The following is a 17,225-nucleotide window of genomic DNA, read 5'->3' on the forward strand; positions in this document are numbered from 1 at the left end:
CAACTTAAATATCAGCATATTTACTCCTTGCTAAATATAATTTCTTTTATTTCTCCTTTTACTATAACTTTAAAGCTGTTAATTTCTTCTATTTTAAATTTTGAACCCTTTATCAAAATGTTCTGCTCATTGGTTTTTATTCCTACTTCGTTGTCTTCGTATACTATAATTCCTGTGTGGTTTTCAATTATTACTTTTTTATTTCCATGCATCCTGAGATCAAAATTGTCCGAAAACGCATCGTTTGGAATTTCCAGATTGTCTGCCAGATAACTTCTGAAATTATTAAATTTTCCCATACTGTCCTCCCTCCATATATCCTTACAATAAATTATGCTTGTTTATGGAATACTATGATACGCGTTTTGGTACAAATAAAAAAACCCCAATCATTTGGGGTCTTTACCTACTTTATATATTTAGCCACAATTTCATTTATATGTTTGCCGTCAGCTTTGCCTTTTGTTTTAGGCATTATGAGAGCCATGACCTTACCCAGATCTTTTTTGGTCTGAGCGCCGGTTGTTTCGATTGCTTCTTTAACAATCGATTCAAGCTCTTCATCTGACAGTTGAGGCGGTAAATATTCTAATAGTATTTTGATTTCTTCATTGGTAAGATCAATAAGATCTTGTCTGTTGCCTTTTTCAAAGTCAGCAATTGAATCTTTTTTTTGTTTGATTTGTTTAGCTATTATATCCAGAACATCGTCATCGCTTAAATCTACTCGGTTGTCAACTTCTTTTTGTTTAACAGCTGCTCTTACCATTGTAACAACATTTTTTCTGACTTTTTCTTTAGATTTCATGGCTTCCTTAAGGTCGTCCATGAGTTTCTCTTTTAAAGGCATACTTTCACCTCTTTATCTTGCTTTTTTGTTTTTCTTTCTACGAGCTGCTTCAGCCTTCTTTTTACGCTTAACGCTTGGCTTTTCATAGTGCTCTCTTTTTCTTACTTCAGACATAACACCTGTAAGTGCACATTGTCTTTTAAATCTTCTAAGAGCATTATCGATCGACTCGTTTTCTCTAACCTTTACCTCTGTCATTTTGCTACCCTCCCCTCGTCTTCTACTACTGTATGTCCAAGACACCAGCGAGTTTGAAATAGCACTCATTTATTATATAACATAGAATAAGTAAATGCAAGAAATTTATGATAAAGTTTCTGACAATTTTTTTCCACCAATTAAGTGGAAATGCAGATGCTTTACAGACTGGCATCCGTCTTCGCCGCAATTGCTGATAACTCTGTATCCAGAATCTTTAATATTTTCCTTTTCAGCAATTTTATTTATAACTTCGAATATTTCTGCTGTTATATGACTGTTTTCACTTGTAATTTCATTCATTGAAGAAATATGCATTTTGGGTACTACAAGTATATGTACAGGCGCCTGAGGATTTAAATCTCTGAAGGCTACTAAATTATCATTTTCAAATACTATTTGTGACGGTATTTCTTTGTTTGCAATTGCGCAAAATATGCAATCCATTTTTTCACCTCTCATATAATAATCAAATAGCAGAATATTCACCTGTCAAATAATCATTCCCTACATTTTTCACATGAACATCAACTATTGTGTTTCTAATATTAATATCACTTTTTAGCAAAACTTTCAAGTAGTTTGTTGTGTATCCTTCAAATAAATTTTCTGTTTTTTCAGTTTCGACAAGTACAGAAACATCTTTTCCCACATATTTTTTCATGAACTCATTGGATACTTCTTCTCCTAGCTCAATTAAAACCCTGCTTCTTTCAGATTTAACAATGTCGTCAACCTGATCAGTCATTTCTGCAGCTTTTGTACCTTCTCTTATGGAATATTTGAACACATGGATTCTGGAAAAACGGACTTTTTTTACAAATTCCATTGTTTCATTAAATTCCTCATCAGTTTCTCCGGGGAAGCCCACAATTATGTCAGTTGTAATTCCGGCATCTGGCATATATTTTTTTATAAGCTCCACATTATTTTTATACTGCTCGGCTGTGTATTTTCTGTTCATTCTTTCAAGAACAGAATTGCTTCCGCTTTGCAGCGACAGATGAAAGTGGTCACAGGTTTTTTCAAGGGATGAATATCGTATGATGAAATCTTCTGTTATAAGATTGGGTTCAAGTGAACCAAGTCTTATCCTTTCTATTCCTTCAACTTTATTCATGTCTTCTATAAGCTTTATAAGGGCATCCTGTTCCTTTATTTCCTTGCCGTATGAAGAAATGTGTATGCCGTTTAGCACAATTTCCTTGTAGCCGTTTGCTGCAATGTCTTTAACTTCCTTAACTATGTCTTCGTGATTTCTGCTCCTTATAGGCCCTCTCACATATGGAATAATGCAGTAAGAGCAAAACTGGCTGCAGCCGTCCTGTATTTTTATGTTTGCTCTTGTTTTGTCATGGACTGAGCTTATTTTTAATTCTTCAAAACATTCCTGTCCATGGAAGCTTTCAATAATAACTTCTGAATCCTGTTCCATGTGGGATAATTTTTCTTTTAATAATTTACCGATGTTTCCTTTGTTCTTTGTTCCTATTATAATGTCAGCAGTTGTGTCCTTGCTTATTTTTTCACCGTGAAGCTGGACGCTGCACCCAACAGCTACAACAATTGCATTTGGATTAATTCTTTTTGCCTTGTTTATAAATTGTCTTGATTTTCTTTCACTTTCATTTGTAACTGCACATGTGTTTATTATATATATGTCGCTGACATTTTCCTGAACAACTTCAAAGCCTTCTTTTTCAAGAAGTTCTGACATTGCTTCAGTTTCAAACTGATTTACCTTGCAGCCTAATGTAGTAAATGAAACTGTATATTTTTTATTTGTATCTTTGTTGTTCAAATTTCTTCTCCTAATATGATATGTCCTTCATTTGATTAAGGAACTTTTAGATATTAACATACTTGGTCAAAACTTTCAAGATGAAAGCCAAAAAGCATTTTCTACAATGTTAATTGAATTTTCTTCCTTAATTATTTCCACAACGTCAAACTGGCAAAAAATATCATCCCTTCCAATTTGCATGAGGTAATATTTTGCTGCAGATATAATTCTTCTTTGTTTGTAAGGAGTAACAGCTTCTCTTGGATAGCCGTTCTTTGTATTTATTCTGCCCTTAACTTCTATGAAATGGGTAACACCGTCTTTTTCTGCGATTATATCTATTTCTCCTAGACGGCATAAAAAATTTTTGTGCTTAACTATAAAATTATTTTCCATCAAGTATTTTTCAGCAATTTTTTCATATTCATATCCCTTGTTCTTATGGTCCATAGGAACCTCGCAAATGGCCTTAAATATAGTACATCATGGAATCCGTACCCTTGTTGTATTCGTTTATTAGGTCCTCCAGAGTCATGTTGTCAATTATCTCGTACAGTTTCTGGTCTATTTTGTCCCATAAATTCATTTTAATGCAATGTTCAATTTTACTGTTGCTTTGTTCTTCCTTAACCACTGACAAATCACCTTCAAGTGCTCTTAGTATATTTCCAATGGTAACCTCTGATGTCTTGCCGTTAAGAAGATAACCTCCCTGTGAACCTTTTACACTTTTTACAATTCCTGTTTTTCTAAGAGCAGAAAAAACCTGCTCCAGATAATTTTTTGATATATTCTGCCTTTCCGCAATGCTTATCAATGAAACATAATCACCGTTTGAATTGATACACAGATCCATTACAGCACGCAGACCATATCTGCCTTTTGTTGATATTTTCATAATTTCACCCTGCCGCTATCTTTTCAAGGAACCAAGAATTCCTCTTATGAGCGACTTTCCTATTTCTCTTCCGATGGCACTCATAGCTGAATTTGCAGCCTTTTCGGTAGGTGTCATCCTGTTGGATTTTTTAATGTTTTTTTGATACTTTTTTTCTTCTTTTTCTTTTTGTTCTCTTATTTTTTGTTTTTCTATTCTTTCTTTTTCACTGTCAATGTATTCCTGTTGTATTCTTTTTTCTTCCCTAATAACTTCAAATGCTGATTTTCTGTCCACTTCCTCTGAATATTTGCTATATAATTTTGAGCCTTTAATAATTTGATTTCTTAATAAATCATCAATTGTTCCGAACTTGCTTTGAGGAGGCAGTACAAAAGCTCTTTCAACAACAGAAGGTCTTCCTTTTTCATCAAGCATGGAAATTAAAGCTTCTCCTGTGGCAAGTTCTGTTATTGCTTCAACTGTGTTGAATTTCTGGTTCTGGCGGAAAGTTTCAGCAGCTGCAATAACTTTTTTTCTTTCAGCAGGAGTATATGCTCTTAAGGCGTGCTGAATCCTGTTTCCAAGCTGAGATAGAACATCATCAGGCAAGTCCGTAGGGCTTTGAGTTATAAAATATACTCCGACTCCTTTTGAGCGTATGAGTCGTACCACCTGTTCAATTTTATCAAGCAATATCTTTGGGGCATCCTCAAACAACAAATGAGCTTCATCAAAGAAAAAAACCATTTTTGGTTTTTCCAAATCTCCTTCTTCAGGAAGATTTTCAAAAAGCTCTGACAACATCCACAACAAAAATGTTGAATACAAAGAAGGATTTAAAAACAGTCTAGGACTGTGCAAGATATTTATATAGCCTTTGTTTTGTGAGTCAACTTTCATCCAGTCATTGAAATCAAGTTCAGGTTCACCAAAGAAATATTCTCCTCCCTGGTCTTCAAGGGCAATCATGTTTCTTAAAATGGCTCCAATGCTTTGAGAAGATATGTTTCCGTAGTCAAGTGTATATTCCTTTGCATTATCTCCCACATATTGGACCATTGCTCTTAAATCCTTCAGATCGAGAAGCAATAGACCTTTATCATCTGCAATCCTGAAAATAATGTTCATAATTCCGGTCTGTGTGTCATTTAAATTTAGTATACGGGACAAAAGAAGAGGACCCATTTCGGAAACGGTAGTTCTAACAGGCAGCCCCCCTTCGCCGAACAAATCCCAAAACTGTACAGGGAAAGATTTGTATGAGAAATTATCTATTTCAAATCGTTTTATTCTTTCCTGCATATTTTCACTGTCTGTACCGGCAGTAGCAAGGCTTGCCAGGTCACCTTTTACATCAGCAAGAAATACCGGCACACCCATTTCGCTGAATGATTCTGCCAGAACTTTTAAAGTAATTGTCTTGCCTGTTCCGGTGGCTCCTGCAACAAGACCGTGACGGTTGGCCATTTTAGGTTCAAGATAAACACGATTTTCGCTTTTTCCTATCCATATTTTATTATCAGAAAACATAATTTCTCCTTTCATCTTATGATTTATTTATATTATTTTACCAATATGCATACTATTTTACAACATAAAAAAATCGCCGTAGCGATTTTATCTGCTTCCCTTGTCGTATGGAATACCTTCAGCCCTGGGTGCCTGTGAGCTCTTGGAGAAAAATGCAAGCACAATAAGAGTTGCAATGTATGGTATCATTTTATAAACCTCGTTGGAAATGGGAAGACCTTTTAAAAAAGGAATTCCTGAATATGCTGATGCAAATGTCTTCATAATACCAAAGAAAAATGCTGCAACAAATATTTTTTTTGTTCTCCATTGTCCGAATATAAGCACGGCTAATGCCAAGAATCCATAGCCTGCTACCGTTGCATTGAAGTTTGTTGATGTTGGTACTACAAAAACCAGCCCTCCTATGCCGGCAAGTGTGCCGGAAATAATAACACCTGCATATCGGATTTTATATACATTTATTCCAACTGAATCTGCAGCTTGTGGAAATTCTCCGCATGCCCGAAGCCTCAGGCCAAATTTTGTGTGGTTTATTACAACTTCAGAAATTATGGCTATAGCAATGCCTATAAAAGTTGTTATGTAGCAGTTTTGAAATAAAATTGGTCCTATTAACGGAATGTCTCCTAAAATAGGTACTTTTGCAATATGGAATGTATCCGAAAACTGAATTTGCTGGACCCCCTGCACCATTCTGGCAACAAATATTGCAAATGCAGGAGCAAACATGTTCAGCGCCGTCCCGCTGATTGTTTGGTCAGCCTTCATATTTATAGATGCAAAGGCGTGAAGCAGCGAAAATATTGCACCTGAAAGTCCTGCAACTAAAATTGCAAGTATCAGAAGAATCTGTCCGCTTAATCTATCCTGAAAAATGCTTATGAAAGAAATACTTATGAAAGCTCCCATAACCATTATTCCTTCAAGAGCAATGTTTACAATACCACTTCTTTCGGAAAACATTCCTCCCAGGGCAACAATGAGAAGAGGTATTGCAAAAAACATGGTCTGTTGGGAAATGAAATATACGGTGTTCATATGCTTTCATCCTCCTTTTCTTTTTTCTTGCTGAACTTGAAAATTATGTTTTTAAAAAGAAGAGCAAATGCTCCGCAGTAAATAATCGCAGCAATGATTATGTCTATTACTTCAGGGGCAAATGAATAAAGCTGAAGATTCACTCCGCCTACTGTTATGTGGGCAATGAAAAGACCAGCAAATAAAATTCCAATAGGATTTGACATTCCAAGAAGTGCAACTGAAATCCCGTTGAAACCCTGAGGAGCAAGGATGTCAACAACCTGAAGATATTTTCCTGAACCTGCCAAATACAAAAGACCTCCTCCTAATCCTGACAGAGCTCCTGCAATAACCATTGAAAGAATTATGTTTCTTTTGGCATTTATTCCTGCATACTTGCTTGCATCCTTGCTGTAGCCGCATGCCTTGAGCTCATAGCCGAAAGTTGTTTTATTTATAAGAAAATATATGATTACAACCATTAAGACAGCTATTAAAATTCCTATGTTTATATTCTGGCTTCCAAAAATCCTGTCAAGATTTGCTTTTGGAATTATTGCAGATTTTAGAACAGGAAGGCTTTGATTTTTGATTTTGTCATGTATGTTTGAAACTATGAGCATGTTAACAAAGTACATTCCTATGTAGTTCATCATTATGGAAGAAATTACTTCGTGGACGTTAGCAACTGCTTTAAGTATTCCGGGCAAGAGTCCCCACAGAGCTCCTGCAATACATGCTGCAAGCAGAGCAACAATCCAGTGGCTGCTTCCTGATAGAAATGTCCACTTTATTCCAACATACACAGCAGCAAAAGCTCCCATGGTAAACTGTCCTGACGAACCTATGTTGAACAGTCCTGTTTTAAAGGCAAAACCCACGGAAAGGCCTGTCATTATTATGGGTGTTGCATTGTACAGCACATCTCCTATTCCCTTAGCACCGTCAGCAAAACCTCCCTGAATTATTGCAGTGAATCCTGACAATGCTTCAGAGGCATTACTTATAAGAAGTATTACAAGGCCAAAAAGAAGGCCTATGGCAATGGCCATAACAGCTGATAGGAAGCTTACACCCCAAGCTGAGTTTATAAAATTAAGCTTTGCTTTTGCTTTCATAGCTATCACTCCTTTTTGAACCTGACATGTAAAGACCAAGCTCCTGCACAGTTGTATTTTTAGGATTTAAATCTCCAACGATTTCTCCTTCAAACATTACTAGGATTCTATCACTTACATTCATAACTTCATCCAGATCAAATGATACAAGCAGTACAGCCTTTCCATCTTCTCTTTGAGACAAGAGCTGATTGTGGATATATTCAATTGCCCCGACGTCCAGTCCCCTTGTTGGCTGCACAGCTATGACTATTTCAGGATTCCTGTCTATTTCTCTTGCAACAATAAGCTTTTGCTGATTTCCGCCAGACATTCCCCTTACAATTGAATCTTCGCCCTGACTGCTTCTTATGTCATACTGGCTGATGAGTTTTTTCGCATAATTTCTAACAGCCTCAAACTTTATGACTCCATTTTTCTGAAAACGCGTCTGGTAATATGTTTGTAAAACAGCGTTTTCCTTTAGGCTGTAGTCAAGCACAAGTCCGTATCTTTGTCTGTCTTCAGGTATGTGAGCAATTCCTTCAATGCATTTGTGACGTATTGATTTTTTTGTAATATCTTTGCCGTTTAAAAATATGTGTCCTGAGTTTATTGCCATAAGGCCTGTTATTCCCTGCACAAGTTCAGACTGTCCGTTACCGTCAATTCCGGCTATACAAAGAATCTCTCCCTTTTTAACATCGAAGGAAACATTTTTTACAACGCTTTTCTTGGTAAACTTGTTAGTGATTGTCATGTTTTTCACTTCAAGAACAGGGCTTAGATTTTTTACATCTGATTTTTCTATTATGAAGCTTACTTTTCTTCCAACCATCATTTCAGACATCTGTTCTTTAGAGGTTGTTTTTACATCCACAGTTCCAATGTACTTACCCTTTCTAAGCACTGTGCACCTGTCTGCTGCTTCCTTTATTTCATTCAGCTTGTGTGTAATGAATATTATGGATTTTCCTTCTTCAGTCAATTCCCTCATAATTTTCATTAGCTCTTCAATTTCCTGCTGGGTGAGTACTGCCGTAGGCTCATCAAAAATCAATATGTCGTTGTCTCTGTAAAGCATTTTAAGTATTTCAACTCTTTGCTGCATTCCTACTGTAATATCTGAAATATATGCATCGGGATCAATTTTCAGCTTGTATCGGTCGCTTAATTTCTCGACTTTTTTTCTTGCTTCATCCATTTTTAAAAAACCGTTTATTGTATCTTCCTTGCCCAAGACTATGCTTTCAAGGACGGTAAAGTTGTGAACAAGCTTGAAATGCTGGTGCACCATGCCTATTCCTAAGTCATTGGCATCATTGGGGTTGTTTATTTTTACTTTTTTCTTGTCAATGATTATTTCTCCGGCTTCAGGAGTGTACAAACCAAACAGCACGCTCATCAATGTAGATTTGCCTGCTCCGTTTTCTCCCAAAAGGGCATGTATTTCTCCGCGTTCAACCTTGAGAGTAACATCATCCACAGCTTTGAAGTCTCCAAATCTTTTAGTGATATTGTTCATCTCGATCACATAATCCATAATTTCTCCTTCTTCAATATCAAAAAGTTGCTCCGCAACTCCGCTAGGGGGACCTATGTCCCCCTTCGGCGTTAAAACGCATACGCGTTTTAGACTCCGCACCCCTCTTAACGGCAAGGGCGTCCCGCCCTTTGCAATCCTCGTTTTTGATATGATAGGAAAAAGAACTTTCCTATCATATCAAAAAAGTGTCTTCATTATTAAATTTTAGTGAAGACACTTTTTACAATTGAATATGCAAATTAATCTATTAAATCTACCACTACTTTTGTCGTTTCAAGTTTAGATGCATCTGCAGCGTCCTGATCTCCAAGTATTTTTATTTCTTTGTTTATTATTTTATTGTAAATAGTATCGTAGTCTTTTTGAGTAAATTTTTCAAATTTTGAAGACTCCATAGGAAGCTGAACTCCTCCTACACCTGCATCAAGATATAAAATTTCTCCGCCTCTGAATTTTCCGCCGTAATATTCAGTCAATGCATCGTAAACTGATTTTGTCAGATTTTTCATTGATGAAGTTATAACTGTTTGTGATTCTGAAGACTGATCAACGTCAACGCCTATAACTTTTGTTTTTGCTGTTTCTGCTGCTTTCATTACTGAATTTCCTACGGCTCCGCCGCATGCAAATATAACTTCTGTTCCTTCGTTGTACCATGATGCTGCTTTAGCCATGTTTTCCGGTGTTGCATCAAAGTTTCCTACATATGTGTACTTGATTTCAACTGAACCATCAGCAAGTCCCAGTTCCTTAGCTGCATAATCAGCTCCCTGTACATATCCGAATCCGAAACGGATAACTGCAGGAACTGCAATTCCGCCCATGAAGCCCATCTTTGTATAGCCGTCTTTAACTGCTGCGTAGCCTGCCAAAAATCCTGCTTCCTGTTCTGTATAGAATATAGATAATGTGTTTTCCTTTACTACTGGGGTGTAGTCTCCTGTATGAGGATATCCGTCAAGAATTATGAATTTTATGTCAGGATATTTATCCTGAGCATTGTATACAGGCTTTTCAAACAAATATCCAGGGCACACAATTATTTTTGCTCCTGCTTTAACAGCAAGATCAATTGAAGTAAGATAAGCGTCGTCTGATTTTTCAGAAGGTTTGTAATACTTGTATGTAAGCTTATTCTCTTCTGCGTAAGCAACTACGCCTTCCCAAGCTCCCTGATTGAATGATTTGTCGTCAATTGTTCCTACGTCTGTAATAAGTGCTATTTCATATTTTCCCGATGCACTGTCGCTGCTGGCTTGATTTCCTTGGTCCTTTGTACATGCTGTCATTGCAAATACCATTGCTGTAGCCAATATTAATGAGGCTATCTTTCTCCAAGTTTTCATAATAATCTCCTTATTTTATTGTTTTTTAATTTAAATAAATTTAATAAATCAATAAAAATTTACAACAACAATATCCTCCCCCCTGTTAATATTCTTTAACATTACCGCCTTTTATCAATTTAATCGCTGAGCTGGTTCCGATTCTGGAACACCCTTCATTGATAAATGCTTCTAAATCATCAAGTGTTTTAATTCCTCCTGCAGCCTTTATTTTCACATTTTTACCTATGTGTTTTTTAAACAACCTTACATCCTCAATGGTTGCACCTCCTGTGCCAAAACCCGTGGATGTCTTAATATAATCTGCAGAAGCTTGTGTAACAGCATGGCACATTGCTATTTTTTCTTCTTCTGTAAGATAGCATGTTTCAATTATAACCTTAACTATTTTTTCGCCTGCTGCTTTTTTAACTGCTTCAATTTCTTCTTTTGCCTTGTCATAATCCTTGTTTTTAACATGGCTTATGTTTATGACCATGTCGATTTCATCTGCTCCATCCTTGATTGCCTGTTCACATTCCGTTATTTTTGATTCAAGGCACGAATATCCCAAAGGGAAACCTATAACTGTGCAAATATTGATTTTGTCATGGTATTTTTGTCGGATTCGTTTTATATAAGTTGGTGGTATGCATACAGTTGCTGTCTTGTATTCTATTGCTTCTTCACAGAGAATTTGTATGTCTTCCCACGTTGCAAACGCTTTCAAAAGTGTGTGATCAATATGTTTCATCAATTCAATCTGTTCCATTTGTTTACTCCTTATTATCTTTTTACCATTACAGTCTAGCATAAAAAAGCTAATTAGTCAATTTAAAGTCACTGACTAATAATCTTACTATGATTATTCATGTTTATTTACAAGAAGTGAAAACATGTCATAATATTTTTTGCTTTCTTTTTTAAGAGAAATGAGCTTTCCGCCATTTCCTAAAAAACAGTGACTGCTGCTTCCCTCAGCCCTTATTTCGCCAGTGACAAAGTCCGTTACTTCATAAGTGATAGAAAATGTAATTCCATTGAAGTTTTGGAGTTTTACACTAATATTTACCGACTGACCGAACCTGGCAGGTGACTTGTACTTGCATTCAACTGCTGTAACAGGGCTAATTATTCCTTCGGCTTCAAAATTTTCATAATTAAGATTTGACTGTTCCAAAAAATAAATTCTTGCTTCTTCAAACCATCTTATGTAATTTGAGTGATGAACAATTCCCATCTGATCTGTTTCATAATATTGAACTTTGTGAATATATGTATTTTCCATAAATACTCCTTTACAAGAAATTCAACTGTTCGTCAGTATTAAGAATTTTTTTCAAAAAAGTTTTTCTGTGAATTTTAATTGGTCCAAACTTAAGAAGTGCCTGAACATGATCCTTTGTGCCGTAGCCCTTGTTTTTAGAAAAACTGTAAAGAGGATACTCTTTGTCCAGTTCTTCCATTTGCCTGTCGCGAGTCACCTTTGCAATTATAGATGCTGCAGCAATTCCGTGGCATCTTGCATCTCCATGTATTATGTTTGACTGAGGTATGGGAAGATCAAGCTTTTCAGCATCAATGAGAAGATAATCAGGAATTACAGCATTCCCTTCTTTATCCCTCAAATTTGCTATGGCCTGCATCATGGCAAGCTTTGTGGCATTTTTTATGTTTATCTCATCAACTGTTGTGCAGTCCATTTCTCCTATTCCTACAGCAACAGCAGCATCCATGATGAGGTCGTACATCTTGTCTCTTTTTTTGGCAGTGAGTTTTTTAGAATCATTTACGCCTTCTATCAATAAGTTCTTAGGCATTATAACAGCACATGCAACAACGCTTCCTGCAAGACATCCTCTGCCTACTTCATCGATGCAAGCAATATAATTGAAGCCCTTGTCCCAAATTTCTTTTTCAATTGTAAGCATAAGCCCTCCATCTAAAAATTAAGAATGAATTATTAATAATTAAGAATGATGGTTAAAATCAGGCTCCGCCTGATTTTTTCATTAATTCTTCATTCTTCATTCTTAACTCTTAATTGTATTTCCTGGTGTTTCTAAAGTAATTTTTCCTAATTTTCCTGCTCTGAAATCATTCAACAACAGATTTGCAACTCTCAAATAATCAATGTCCTTGTTAGGTAGAATGTATCCTTTTTTAGATGCAATGTTATCTAAAATATCAAGGGGCTTATTTCCTGCTTCAATTTGGTACTTTTCCAGTATTGCATTGACTTTACCCATTTCAATCATTTTTTCAACAAACTTCAATGAAATTTCTTCTAGCTCAAGCACTTCATCCTTTATGGCTCCTGTAAATGTAAGATTCAAAGCACCAATTTTATCTTCAAATTTCGGCCACAGTATTCCAGGCGTATCTAAAAGATCAATGTTGCCGGCAAGATGTATCCACTGCTTGCCCTTTGTGATGCCCGGCATGTTTCCTGTCTTGGCACTTTTTCTTTTGCAAAGGGAATTTATGAGAGTTGATTTGCCCACATTTGGGATTCCGACTATCATTGCTTTTATGGTCCTGTTAAGAATTCCTTTACTTTTATATCGTTCTACAATTTCCTTTGAAGCTTCAGCAATTGCTGCTTCCAGTTTCTTTAATTCCTTGTTGTTTGTTGAGTTGTAAAGAACAACGCTCCAACCCTTGCTTCTGTAATACTCTTCCCACTGTTTGTTTATGTTTGGATCTGAAAGGTCGTATTTATTTAAAACTATGAGCCTTTTCTTATCCCTGAACAAACTGTCAAAGTCCGGATTTTTGCTGCTTGCAGGAATTCTCGCATCTATTACTTCAATTACAATATTGACCAGCTTTATGTTTTCCTGAAGCAGATCTTTTGTTTTTTTCATGTGACCCGGATACCAATTTATATTCATATATACCTCTTCTTTCAAAAAAAATTGAGGACATCCGCCCTCAATTAATAATTCTTCAACTCTTTAACTTTAGTTGCCTTACCAGTTCTTTCTCTCAGGTAGAACAATTTAGCACGTCTAACTTGACCACGTCTAGTTACTTCGATTTTTTCAATCTTTGGTGAATGTACAGGGAATGTTCTTTCAACTCCGATTCCGTAAGAAATTTTTCTTACTGTAAAAGTTTCTCTGTTGCTTCCATGTTGTCTTCTAATAACAACGCCTTCGAAAACCTGGATTCTTTCTCTGTTACCTTCTTTTATTTTAACGTGTACTTTTATTGTATCTCCAACATTGAAAGGTGTAACATCACCTTTAAGCTGTTCGTTTTCTATAGATTTAATTAAGTCCATTTGTATACCTCCCTTCGCCTAAGCGTTCTTGTTACTCTTTGTACAGAGGACCGCCGTATACTCTAGTGCATTATATCACAGAGCTTGAACACATACAACCTTTATTTGTATTTCACAGATAATTTGTTGTATTTTTCAATTATGCTGCTGTCCTTTATCATATCAGGACGTCTTTTTAAGGTAATTTCAATTGCCTTATATAAACGCCATTCTTCTATATTTTTATGATGCCCGGACAATAAAATTTCCGGAACTTCCATGTCTTTATATTTTTCCGGTCTGGTGTATTGCGGATATTCCAGTAAACTTCCGCTGTGAGATTCCTCAACAGAAGATTCATCACATCCCAAGACTCCAGGCAACAATCTTCCGACTGCATCAATAAGCATGAGTGCAGGAAGCTCGCCGCTTGTAAGGACATAATCTCCCATAGATATTTCCTCATCCACATATCTGTCGATGATTCTTTGGTCTATGCCTTCATAATGCCCTGCAATGAGCACAATATGCTCTTTTTTGGATAGTTCTTTTGCTTTATTTTGATTAAACAAACTGCCTTTTGGTGATAAATAAATAATATATGAATTATCTTTTTTTATAGCATCTAGGGCGTTAAACATGGGCTCAGGCTTTATAAGCATGCCGGGTCCACCGCCATAGGGATAATCATCTACCTTTTTATGCTTGTCTTCAGAATAATCCCGAAGATTGGCATATCCAATGTTAAACAGGCTGTTTTCAACAGCTCTGCCGATGATTCCGTTTTTTGTATAAATATCAATAAGCTCTGGAAATAATGTAACTATGTCAAATTTCATTCCAGCAACCCCTCAATGACATGTATAACCATTTTCTTTTCTTTAACGCTGACTTCCTTGACAACTTCCTTGACAGCAGGTATCAAATATGATTTATTTTTGTCTACAACTTCATAGACATCATTTGCTCCGGTCTGATAAATTTCACTTATCTTTCCGATATATTCTCCTAAATCAGAATATACCTCCATGCCTTCAAGGTCAAACAAATAGTAAGAACCTTCAGGCAATTCTCTAAGCTGGTCCTCATATATGGAAATAAATGTGTTCCTTAGAGATTCTGCAGCATCCATATCATTGATATCTTCAAGCTCCAGATAAACCAATCCTTTGCGGTACCACACATTTTTGATTTTTCGCTTTTTGTTGTCTTTTTCAGTATAGACATACTCAAGTTCATCAAATCTTTCCATATCATCGGTCAATGGTATGCATTTCAAACATCCCTTGACTCCATGAGTGTTTACTATTTTTCCAACTTTTATATATTCTTTCATCTTTACCTCTGTCCTTACATGGAACTACTGAATAATCTCAACTATAACTCTTTTGTTTTCTTTTGTGGCAGCAGCTTTGACTACAGTTCTTATAGCCTTTGCGATTCTGCCTTGTTTTCCGATTACCTTACCCATGTCATCAGGAGCAACTTTTAATTCTATTATCAGTGATTGACTGCCTTCAACTTCATTGACCGTTACAAGATCGGGATTATCAACTAGTGATTTTGCTATATATTCTACTAATTCACCCATTATATCACCTCTTATTTATTTTCATCTCTTTTTTCATAAATACCGTTAGTCTTGAATAACATGCTAACTGTATCTGTAGGTTTTGCTCCGTTGTTCAACCATTTTATTGCGCTTTCATCGTTGATTTTTATTTCTTTTGGTTCAGAAACTGGATTGTAGAATCCTATTTCTTCAATGAAACGTCCATCTCTTGGAGAACGAGAATCAGCAACTACTATTCTGTAAAAAGGTTTCTTTTTAGAACCCATTCTTTTTAATCTAATTTTAACTGACATATTGTCACCTCCTTATAATCTTTTTATATATGAAAAAGGAAAATCCTAATTCCAACAACTGTAATACATCATTTTTCAGAAAAAACACTATGAAAAATTGGGTTAGCCATCTTTAGAACGGCATCTTGAATCTGCCCATACCGCCTAAACCTTTTTTCTTGCCCATAGTTTTCTCCATGGCGGAGAATTTTTTCATCATTTTCTTCATATCATCATATTGTTTCAAGAGCTGATTAACTCTTTGAACTGATGTGCCGCTTCCCGCTGCAATTCTTTTTCTTCTGCTTCCATTGATGATGTTTGGGTTTGCTCTTTCTTTCTTTGTCATGGACTGTATTATGGCTTCAGTGAAAACCAGTTCTTTTTCATTGATTTTCAAATCCTTAAGCTTTTTGTTCTGTCCTATGCCCGGAATCATTCCAAGCAAATCTTCAAGAGGTCCCATGTTTTTCATCTGCTGAAGCTGCTGCAAGAAGTCATCAAGATTGAAGTCTTGTTTCTTTAGCTTCTTCTGCATTTCTATGGCTTGTTTTTCATCAAAAGCATCCTGTGCCTTTTCAATTATTGAAAGGACATCTCCCATGCCTAAGATTCTTGAAGCCATTCTGTCAGGATAGAAAATTTCAAGCTGATCCATTTTCTCGCCCACTGACAGGAACTTAATAGGTTTTTCCACAACATTTCTTATGGACAATGCAGCTCCGCCTCTGGCGTCGCCGTCAACCTTTGTAAGGATTACTCCCGTTATGTCAAGGTACTGGTTGAATGTTTCAGCAACCTTTACAGCATCCTGACCTGTCATTGCATCCAAAAGGAGCAATATTTCTTCCGGTTTGACTGTCTGTTTTATTTGAACAAGCTCATCCATTAGGCTTTCATCTATGTGCAGACGACCAGCGGTATCTATTATCACAACGTCAATGCCGTGCTTCATGGCATATTTCGTCGCTTCTTTGGCTATTGTTACAGGGCTTGTTTTATCGCCCATCTGGAAAACAGGAACTCCTACGCTTTCTCCAACAACTTCAAGCTGTTTAATGGCAGCTGGTCTGTATATGTCGCAGGCAACCAACAGTGGTTTTTTTCCGTCTTTTTTAAGTTTTCTTGCAAGCTTTCCGGTTGCAGTAGTCTTACCTGCACCTTGAAGACCGCACATCATAAAGTATGTTATGTCATTAGGATTAAATTTAAGTTTGCTTTCACCCTGCTGTCCCATGGTCTTAACAAGTTCATCGTGAACAATTTTCACAACCTGTTGTCCCGGTGTAAGGCTTTCCATTACTTCTGAGCCTAATGCTCTTTCCTTTACGTTATTAACAAATGTTTTAACAACTTTATAGTTTACATCTGCTTCAAGCAAGGACATCTTAACTTCCTTCATTGCAAGGTCTATATCTTTTTCAGAAAGCTTTCCTTTGCCTTTTAGCTTTTGCAGCGTGCTTTGCAGTTTATCAGATAAATTCTCAAACATTCGATTCTACCCTTCGTTTAATATTTTTCCGGCTTCGTTAACTATATTTTCAACAGTATCTTTGTATTTTTCGTCATTTATGAGTGAGCACAGCCTTAAAATATTTTCAGCTGCTTTATAATATCTGTCATACTTGTAATGAAGTTTCATTTTTTCTTCATACTCTGTCAAACTCTTTTCAGCCTTTTTCAATGCATCGTGGACACCTTGCCTGCTGATGTTCATGTCTTCGGCAATTTCAGATAAGCTCAGGTCCTGATTGTAATAAAGGTCTATTATGTTTGCCTGATTGTCTTTAAGCAAATCTCCATAATAATCGTACAGGATGCTATATAAAAAATTTTTCTCTGACATATAACCACCTACTGTAAAGTATTTTGCTTGACAGTGA

General features: G+C 36.2%; 23 protein-coding genes. All 23 read right to left on the reverse strand.

Translation table 11 applies throughout. The features are described from left to right. Positions 1 to 20: 20 nt before the first annotated feature. On the reverse strand, positions 21 to 299 hold the full coding sequence (locus LY60_RS03730) for a YabP/YqfC family sporulation protein (RefSeq protein ID WP_145080198.1): 279 nt from the start codon (positions 297 to 299) through the stop codon (positions 21 to 23). Between the two features lie 107 nt (positions 300 to 406). After that, entirely contained in the window at positions 407 to 850 is a 444-nt protein-coding gene (locus LY60_RS03735; RefSeq protein WP_145080201.1) for a GatB/YqeY domain-containing protein, read from the reverse strand. 12 nt (positions 851 to 862) lie between these two features. Continuing rightward, positions 863 to 1,048: a 30S ribosomal protein S21 gene (gene rpsU / locus LY60_RS03740; RefSeq protein ID WP_019227108.1), complete on the reverse strand. Its 186-nt coding sequence runs from the start codon at positions 1,046 to 1,048 to the stop codon at positions 863 to 865. 105 nt (positions 1,049 to 1,153) lie between these two features. Continuing rightward, the gene (locus LY60_RS03745) at positions 1,154 to 1,495 is read right to left on the reverse strand and encodes a histidine triad nucleotide-binding protein (protein ID WP_145080204.1); all 342 of its coding nucleotides are present in this window, start codon (positions 1,493 to 1,495) and stop codon (positions 1,154 to 1,156) included. Between the two features lie 22 nt (positions 1,496 to 1,517). After that, positions 1,518 to 2,849, reverse strand: coding sequence for a tRNA (N(6)-L-threonylcarbamoyladenosine(37)-C(2))-methylthiotransferase MtaB (mtaB, locus tag LY60_RS03750; RefSeq protein ID WP_145080207.1), 1,332 nt, complete (start codon positions 2,847 to 2,849; stop codon positions 1,518 to 1,520). 75 nt (positions 2,850 to 2,924) lie between these two features. Beyond that, positions 2,925 to 3,281 carry a YraN family protein gene (locus LY60_RS03755; RefSeq protein WP_145080210.1) on the reverse strand — a complete coding sequence of 119 codons (357 nt, stop codon included), beginning with the start codon at positions 3,279 to 3,281 and terminating at the stop codon, positions 2,925 to 2,927. A gap of 19 nt (positions 3,282 to 3,300) precedes the next feature. Continuing rightward, positions 3,301 to 3,729 (reverse strand): RrF2 family transcriptional regulator, encoded by a 429-nt coding sequence (locus LY60_RS03760; protein ID WP_145080213.1) that lies wholly within the window; start codon positions 3,727 to 3,729, stop codon positions 3,301 to 3,303. Positions 3,730 to 3,744: 15 nt separating this feature from the next. Continuing rightward, positions 3,745 to 5,241, reverse strand: a complete 1,497-nt coding sequence (locus tag LY60_RS03765) for a helicase HerA-like domain-containing protein (RefSeq protein ID WP_145080216.1) — start codon at positions 5,239 to 5,241, stop codon at positions 3,745 to 3,747. Between the two features lie 87 nt (positions 5,242 to 5,328). Further along, the gene (locus LY60_RS03770) at positions 5,329 to 6,282 is read right to left on the reverse strand and encodes an ABC transporter permease (protein ID WP_145080219.1); all 954 of its coding nucleotides are present in this window, start codon (positions 6,280 to 6,282) and stop codon (positions 5,329 to 5,331) included. Further along, positions 6,279 to 7,382 (reverse strand): ABC transporter permease, encoded by a 1,104-nt coding sequence (locus LY60_RS03775; RefSeq protein ID WP_145080221.1) that lies wholly within the window; start codon positions 7,380 to 7,382, stop codon positions 6,279 to 6,281. The genes LY60_RS03770 and LY60_RS03775 overlap by 4 nt, the downstream gene beginning before the upstream one ends. After that, positions 7,360 to 8,904 (reverse strand): ABC transporter ATP-binding protein, encoded by a 1,545-nt coding sequence (locus LY60_RS03780; RefSeq protein WP_145080224.1) that lies wholly within the window; start codon positions 8,902 to 8,904, stop codon positions 7,360 to 7,362. Before LY60_RS03780 ends, LY60_RS03775 begins: the two co-directional genes overlap by 23 nt. Before the next feature lie 242 nt (positions 8,905 to 9,146). Next, a complete protein-coding gene (locus LY60_RS03785; RefSeq protein WP_145080227.1) occupies positions 9,147 to 10,253 on the reverse strand; it encodes a BMP family lipoprotein in 1,107 nt (368 codons plus the stop codon). A gap of 85 nt (positions 10,254 to 10,338) precedes the next feature. Then, the gene (deoC, locus tag LY60_RS03790) at positions 10,339 to 11,004 is read right to left on the reverse strand and encodes a deoxyribose-phosphate aldolase (protein WP_145080229.1); all 666 of its coding nucleotides are present in this window, start codon (positions 11,002 to 11,004) and stop codon (positions 10,339 to 10,341) included. A 93-nt stretch (positions 11,005 to 11,097) separates the two neighbouring features. Continuing rightward, positions 11,098 to 11,520, reverse strand: coding sequence for an acyl-CoA thioesterase (locus tag LY60_RS03795; RefSeq protein ID WP_145080232.1), 423 nt, complete (start codon positions 11,518 to 11,520; stop codon positions 11,098 to 11,100). 10 nt (positions 11,521 to 11,530) lie between these two features. Beyond that, positions 11,531 to 12,163 (reverse strand): ribonuclease HII, encoded by a 633-nt coding sequence (locus LY60_RS03800; protein ID WP_145080235.1) that lies wholly within the window; start codon positions 12,161 to 12,163, stop codon positions 11,531 to 11,533. Between the two features lie 102 nt (positions 12,164 to 12,265). Continuing rightward, positions 12,266 to 13,126, reverse strand: a complete 861-nt coding sequence (gene ylqF, locus LY60_RS03805) for a ribosome biogenesis GTPase YlqF (protein ID WP_145080238.1) — start codon at positions 13,124 to 13,126, stop codon at positions 12,266 to 12,268. A 44-nt stretch (positions 13,127 to 13,170) separates the two neighbouring features. Further along, positions 13,171 to 13,518: a 50S ribosomal protein L19 gene (rplS, locus tag LY60_RS03810; protein WP_019227122.1), complete on the reverse strand. Its 348-nt coding sequence runs from the start codon at positions 13,516 to 13,518 to the stop codon at positions 13,171 to 13,173. 101 nt (positions 13,519 to 13,619) lie between these two features. Then, positions 13,620 to 14,336: a tRNA (guanosine(37)-N1)-methyltransferase TrmD gene (gene trmD / locus LY60_RS03815; RefSeq protein ID WP_019227123.1), complete on the reverse strand. Its 717-nt coding sequence runs from the start codon at positions 14,334 to 14,336 to the stop codon at positions 13,620 to 13,622. Then, entirely contained in the window at positions 14,333 to 14,833 is a 501-nt protein-coding gene (rimM, locus tag LY60_RS03820) for a ribosome maturation factor RimM (protein ID WP_145080242.1), read from the reverse strand. Before rimM ends, trmD begins: the two co-directional genes overlap by 4 nt. Positions 14,834 to 14,857: 24 nt before the next feature. Next, a complete protein-coding gene (locus LY60_RS03825; protein ID WP_019227125.1) occupies positions 14,858 to 15,088 on the reverse strand; it encodes a KH domain-containing protein in 231 nt (76 codons plus the stop codon). Positions 15,089 to 15,099: 11 nt separating this feature from the next. After that, positions 15,100 to 15,363 (reverse strand): 30S ribosomal protein S16, encoded by a 264-nt coding sequence (rpsP, locus tag LY60_RS03830; protein ID WP_019227126.1) that lies wholly within the window; start codon positions 15,361 to 15,363, stop codon positions 15,100 to 15,102. A gap of 112 nt (positions 15,364 to 15,475) precedes the next feature. Then, the gene (gene ffh / locus LY60_RS03835) at positions 15,476 to 16,834 is read right to left on the reverse strand and encodes a signal recognition particle protein (RefSeq protein WP_145080245.1); all 1,359 of its coding nucleotides are present in this window, start codon (positions 16,832 to 16,834) and stop codon (positions 15,476 to 15,478) included. A gap of 6 nt (positions 16,835 to 16,840) precedes the next feature. Then, a complete protein-coding gene (gene ylxM / locus LY60_RS03840) occupies positions 16,841 to 17,188 on the reverse strand; it encodes a YlxM family DNA-binding protein (protein WP_145080248.1) in 348 nt (115 codons plus the stop codon). Between the last annotated feature and the right edge of the window lie 37 nt (positions 17,189 to 17,225).

Source organism: Sedimentibacter saalensis (assembly GCF_007830175.1).
Lineage (GTDB): Bacteria > Bacillota > Clostridia > Tissierellales > Sedimentibacteraceae > Sedimentibacter > Sedimentibacter saalensis.

Bases quoted from the DNA above. Each gene is read 5' to 3' on its own strand.
- LY60_RS03785 (WP_145080227.1), bottom strand. From the start codon at position 10,253: ATGAAAACTTGGAGAAAGATAGCCTCATTAATATTGGCTACAGCAATG.
- ffh (WP_145080245.1), bottom strand. From the start codon at position 16,834: ATGTTTGAGAATTTATCTGATAAACTGCAAAGCACGCTGCAAAAGCTA.
- LY60_RS03760 (WP_145080213.1), bottom strand. From the start codon at position 3,729: ATGAAAATATCAACAAAAGGCAGATATGGTCTGCGTGCTGTAATGGAT.
- LY60_RS03795 (WP_145080232.1), bottom strand. From the start codon at position 11,520: ATGGAAAATACATATATTCACAAAGTTCAATATTATGAAACAGATCAG.
- deoC (WP_145080229.1), bottom strand. From the start codon at position 11,004: ATGGAACAGATTGAATTGATGAAACATATTGATCACACACTTTTGAAA.
- rplS (WP_019227122.1), bottom strand. From the start codon at position 13,518: ATGGACTTAATTAAATCTATAGAAAACGAACAGCTTAAAGGTGATGTT.
- LY60_RS03770 (WP_145080219.1), bottom strand. From the start codon at position 6,282: ATGAACACCGTATATTTCATTTCCCAACAGACCATGTTTTTTGCAATA.
- rimM (WP_145080242.1), bottom strand. From the start codon at position 14,833: ATGAAAGAATATATAAAAGTTGGAAAAATAGTAAACACTCATGGAGTC.
- ylxM (WP_145080248.1), bottom strand. From the start codon at position 17,188: ATGTCAGAGAAAAATTTTTTATATAGCATCCTGTACGATTATTATGGA.
- LY60_RS03765 (WP_145080216.1), bottom strand. From the start codon at position 5,241: ATGTTTTCTGATAATAAAATATGGATAGGAAAAAGCGAAAATCGTGTT.
- rpsP (WP_019227126.1), bottom strand. From the start codon at position 15,363: ATGTCAGTTAAAATTAGATTAAAAAGAATGGGTTCTAAAAAGAAACCT.
- LY60_RS03745 (WP_145080204.1), bottom strand. From the start codon at position 1,495: ATGGATTGCATATTTTGCGCAATTGCAAACAAAGAAATACCGTCACAA.
- ylqF (WP_145080238.1), bottom strand. From the start codon at position 13,126: ATGAATATAAATTGGTATCCGGGTCACATGAAAAAAACAAAAGATCTG.
- rpsU (WP_019227108.1), bottom strand. From the start codon at position 1,048: ATGACAGAGGTAAAGGTTAGAGAAAACGAGTCGATCGATAATGCTCTT.
- LY60_RS03800 (WP_145080235.1), bottom strand. From the start codon at position 12,163: ATGCTTACAATTGAAAAAGAAATTTGGGACAAGGGCTTCAATTATATT.
- trmD (WP_019227123.1), bottom strand. From the start codon at position 14,336: ATGAAATTTGACATAGTTACATTATTTCCAGAGCTTATTGATATTTAT.
- LY60_RS03825 (WP_019227125.1), bottom strand. From the start codon at position 15,088: ATGGGTGAATTAGTAGAATATATAGCAAAATCACTAGTTGATAATCCC.
- LY60_RS03775 (WP_145080221.1), bottom strand. From the start codon at position 7,382: ATGAAAGCAAAAGCAAAGCTTAATTTTATAAACTCAGCTTGGGGTGTA.
- LY60_RS03780 (WP_145080224.1), bottom strand. From the start codon at position 8,904: ATGGATTATGTGATCGAGATGAACAATATCACTAAAAGATTTGGAGAC.
- LY60_RS03755 (WP_145080210.1), bottom strand. From the start codon at position 3,281: ATGGACCATAAGAACAAGGGATATGAATATGAAAAAATTGCTGAAAAA.
- LY60_RS03730 (WP_145080198.1), bottom strand. From the start codon at position 299: ATGGGAAAATTTAATAATTTCAGAAGTTATCTGGCAGACAATCTGGAA.
- LY60_RS03735 (WP_145080201.1), bottom strand. From the start codon at position 850: ATGCCTTTAAAAGAGAAACTCATGGACGACCTTAAGGAAGCCATGAAA.